Source organism: Streptomyces sp. NPDC043854, from assembly GCF_056436005.1.
Genome location: NZ_JBWKDK010000095.1, coordinates 1 through 4114, shown reverse-complemented (window position 1 = coordinate 4114; position 4114 = coordinate 1). Strand labels below are relative to the sequence as shown.

The 4114-nt window shown below is 69.9% G+C and carries 4 protein-coding genes; 1 reads left to right on the top strand and 3 read right to left on the bottom strand.

Annotation, left to right across the window (positions count from 1 at the left end; translation table 11 throughout):
* Positions 1-123: 123 nt before the first annotated feature.
* The 3 genes from AC068A_RS36340 to AC068A_RS36330 form a co-directional block, all read right to left on the bottom strand.
* On the bottom strand, positions 124-390 hold the full coding sequence (locus AC068A_RS36340; protein WP_478590567.1) for a DUF5132 domain-containing protein: 267 nt from the start codon (positions 388-390) through the stop codon (positions 124-126).
* 156 nt (positions 391-546) lie between these two features.
* Positions 547-747: a hypothetical protein gene (locus AC068A_RS36335; RefSeq protein ID WP_478590566.1), complete on the bottom strand. Its 201-nt coding sequence runs from the start codon at positions 745-747 to the stop codon at positions 547-549.
* Between the two features lie 21 nt (positions 748-768).
* Complete coding sequence (locus AC068A_RS36330; protein WP_478590565.1) at positions 769-1011, bottom strand: DUF5132 domain-containing protein; 243 nt, start codon at positions 1009-1011, stop codon at positions 769-771.
* Positions 1012-1724: 713 nt separating this feature from the next.
* On the opposite strand from AC068A_RS36330, the gene AC068A_RS36325 reads away from it, so the two are divergent.
* Positions 1725-4114, top strand: a 2390-nt coding sequence (locus AC068A_RS36325; RefSeq protein ID WP_478590564.1) for a non-ribosomal peptide synthetase, incomplete at its 3' end; no start/stop codon positions are given.

The window sequence follows — 4114 nt, the reverse complement described above, 5'->3', positions numbered from 1 at the left end:
GCCGTTCTCGCCCCCCCCCCCCCCCCCCCCCCCCCCCCCCCACCACCCCCCCCCCCCCCCCCCCCCCCCCCCCCCCCCCCCCCCCCCCTCCGCCCTCGGCGAGGCCGTCGGGCCGGTGCCCGGTCAGGCCTTTCCGGCGTGGCCACGAGTCTCGGCGGACCCGGATCCGTCGGTACTGCTCGAGGTGGCGATCTCACGAACACCCTTGTCCCGGGCTGACCGGGCCGCCGCGTCCCTCACCTCGTCGCGTGCTCTGAAGGAAGCCTGCCTGGCGTCGTGGACGAGCCCCACAGAGCCCTTCACCGCACCGCGTGCGATCGGCTTCACAATGCGCTTCACCAGCGGTGACGCGATCAAACCCACGACGAAGGGGGCGGCGAAGGGTGTCATGGCGGTCTCTCCTTGCTCCGGCTGCACATGAGGGGTTGTCCAACGCCTACCCGTGCCGGCTGCGACGCAGCAGGGAAATCCCTCGGACAAGCCGCACGGGCTCGGATAATCACCCCGAAGGGCGTGTCCGGATGGAGCGATGCCGTCCGGTGCGCGTCAGCCCTGATCGAGATTGAGCATCGAGAGGTACATGGGGATCTTCCCCACGGTCCTCCTGGGTACGGTCGCCGTTTGTCGGATGTCGTGGACCAGGTCCCGCACGATCAGCGTGTACGTGCCGCGTTCGTGGACGAGTTCGGCCGTGTACAGCACGTCTACGAGGTGGCTTGCGCTCTCATCCTCGAACGGGTTGCTCATGTGTCACTGCTTTCGGGCGTGTCAGGCCTTGCCTGCCTTGACCTTGGGCCTCTCGCCGTCCCGCAGTTCCGCGCTGATCCGCTCGGCGGTCACCTCGGCGGTGATGTCTTGAAATTCTTCTCCGACTTGGTACGCGGCCTTCTTCATCTCCGCGGCGAGGTTGACGGAAGCCGAGATGGTGCCGCGCACCACCGGCTTCGCGATCCTTTTCACCAGCGGCGCCGCGACGATACCCAACAGGAAAGGGAGAAAAACAGGAGGCACGGCCGTGTCCTTTCTCTTTGCGTTGCCGGCGGGGCGCGTTGCCGGCGGGACGGGAATGCGGCCGTGCGGTGGGTGCCGGCCGGCGTGGATAATCCGCTCGGAGCGGGCGGGAAAATGCAACTTTCATAGAAGTGGAGCATGCGCACACGGCCTCTGCGCTGACTTTGCGCGGCCGGCACCCGGCACGCTAGCCGATCTCCGCGCGCATCAACTGTGGCGCGCGGCCGACTTCCATCCCGAAGACGGGGAATCGACTAGTTTCGAGTGAACCCGGGTGGAAGAACCGTTTGTGCCCGCCGGGCCTGTGGTAAAGACCTGGATCACGCGGCCCCGCGCACGCGGTCGGTGAGGCCGTCAGGGCCGACGCCAAGGGAAATCGAGTCGCGCGGTTAATTCCTTTGGGTGGTTGTCATCCGCGCATAAGAGCTGCCCGATCCGGGGCCTGGCGCGCCATGGCGCCGACGAGCGCGCCGATCGCGCCTGCATTTCATTTTTTTAGATTTATGCATTCCCTGTCCTGAATGCTAGAAAATCCATAGGCATTAGCCCGTCCATGCTGTGACGGGAACGTCGGTGGCAGTCAGGCCGCGGACGGGTCATGGACATCTTCAGGAGGTTGCCCCTTGTCTCGTCCTGAGTTCTCCGATCTGGATGTGCCTGTCTCCACCTCGGCCACGGGGTGCACGGCGGATTCACCGGCCGAGGTGCTGCCCGTGACGGCAGCGCAGCGCGAGATGTGGATGGCCGAGCAGCGCGCTCCCGAGGGAGCTGCGGGATTGCGGATCGGCGAGTACCTGGACATTCGCGGATCGGTCGACCCGGCCGTGTTCGAGTCGGCCCTGCGCCAGGTCGTCGCCGAAACCGAGGCGCTCAGGGTGCGGCTGGTCCACGGCGAGGACGGTCCGGTGCAGGTTCTGGAGCGGGAGGTCCCCTGGGAACTGCCAGTGGTCGATGTCAGCGACGAGCCCGCACCGGAGTCGGCCGCGCGTGCATGGATCGCCGCGGACCTGGCCCGGCCCCTCGATCTCTTCCGTGGCCCGCTGTTCAGCTTCGCCCTGCTCCGTGTGGCCCCGGACCGGTTCTGGTGGTGCCACACCTACCACCACGCGGCAGTGGACAGCTTCGGGTTCGCCCTCATCGCGCGCCGGGCCGCCGAGGTGTACTCCGCCCTCGCCTCGGGGCGGCAGCCCGCCCCCTGCCCCTTCGGTCCCTTGCGGGCCCTGGTCCAGGCCGACCTGGACTACCAGAGCTCGCAGGCCCTGGCAGCCGACCGGGAGTACTGGTCCCGGCGACTGGCCGGATGGACGGGGGCGACCGCGATTCCCCGCCGGCCCGACTTCACGGCAGCGCACTCCGGCCCGGCGGCGGGGGCCCTGCCTGCGGGGAGCGCCCGGGCAACCGGGGCACGGGTGTTGCTCTCCTCGGAAGCCCTGCGAGCGGCAGCCCAGCGATCGGCCGTCACCTGGCCCCGGCTGGTGGTCGCCGCCATTGCGCTCTACGCCCACCGCCTGACGGGAGCGCAGGACGTGTCGGTCGGGCTGATCGTGGCCGCCCGGCCCGACGAGGCCGCCCGTTCGACGCCCGGGATGCTGGCCAACGTCGTTCCCGTGCGGATGTCGGTGCGGCCCGGCATGTCGCTGGGGGCTCTGCTGGCACAGGTCGCCGACCGGATGCGGGAGGCCGTGGCCCATCAGCGCTACCGCGGCGAGGACCTGCACCGTGACCTCGACCTGTCGGGCGGCATCGACACGGCGTTCTCTCCGCTCGTCAACATCACGAGGTTCGACTACGACTTCACGTTCGCCGGCCACCGGTGCAGCGCGCACACCGTCTCGGTCAAGCAGGGTGCCAACCTGATGATCGCGGTACGGGACCGCCAGGACGGTAACGGCCTCCAGCTGGAACTGCATGCCGCGCCCCAGGTACACGGCCATGCCGATCTGGCGGACCACCAGGAGCGCTTGCTGCGCCTGCTGGCGGACCTGGCGGACCACGACCCCGGCACACCGGTCGCCCGTATCGAGATCCTGTCCGCAGAGGAGCGGGAGCGTCTGCTCCCCGGCGGCGACGCCGCCGGGACTCCTGCCGCCCCTGTGGCCCGTTTGTTCGAGAAGAGGGCGGCCGGCTCCCCGGACGCGGTGGCGGTCGTGGCCGGCGACACCACCCTGACCTACGGCGAGCTGAACGCGCGGGCGAACCGCGTCGCGCATGCGCTGGCCGCCCGGAGCATCGGGGCCGAGGACGTGGTGGCCCTGGTGCTGCCGCGCGGAGTGGAGCTGGTGGTGGCCATCCTGGGGGTGCTCAAAGCGGGCGCCGCCTACCTGCCTGTGGATCCGGAGTACCCGGCCGCACGGATCGAGTACATGCTCGCCGACGCGTGCCCGGCGCTGGTGTTCGACGATCCGCAGACCGTCGCGGACCTGGCTCGGAGCGGCCCCGACGGAGATCCGGGAATCGACGTCGACCCACGGCATCCGGCGTACGTCATCTACACCTCGGGGTCGACGGGCCGTCCCAAGGCAGTGGCGGTCACCCACTGCGGTGTGGCCAACCTGGTCGCCGTCCAGGTCGAGGGGTTCGGGATCGACGCCCGCAGCAGGGTCCTGCAGTTCGCCTCGCCCAGCTTCGACGCCTCCGTATCGGAGGTGTTCACCGCCCTGCTGACCGGGGCCGCGCTGGTGCTCGCCCCGGACGGTGACCCGTTGTCGGCCCTCACCGATCCGGACGTTCGCATCACCCACGCGACCGTGCCGCCGTCGGCACTGGCCGCGGTGACCGAAACCGAGGCCTCGGTCCCGACGCTCGTGGTGGCGGGTGAGGCCTGCCCGCCGGGCCTGGTGGCACGGTGGGCCCCGGGCCGGCGCATGATCAACGGCTACGGGCCGACCGAGGCCACGGTGTGCGCGGCGATGAGTGGACCGCTGACCCCCTCCGATTCGGTGCCGCCGATCGGGCGGCCCATTCCCGGTGCGCGGGTGTATGTGCTGGATGGGGTGTTGGGGTTGGTACCGCCTGGGGTGGTGGGTGAGTTGTATGTGGCGGGGGTGGGTTTGGCGCGGGGGTATGTGCGGCGGCCGGGGTTGACTGCGGAGCGGTTTGTGGC

Coding starts and splice junctions, on each gene's coding strand:
- AC068A_RS36340 (WP_478590567.1), bottom strand. CDS start 390: ATGACACCCTTCGCCGCCCCCTTCGTCGTGGGTTTGATCGCGTCACCG.
- AC068A_RS36335 (WP_478590566.1), bottom strand. CDS start 747: ATGAGCAACCCGTTCGAGGATGAGAGCGCAAGCCACCTCGTAGACGTG.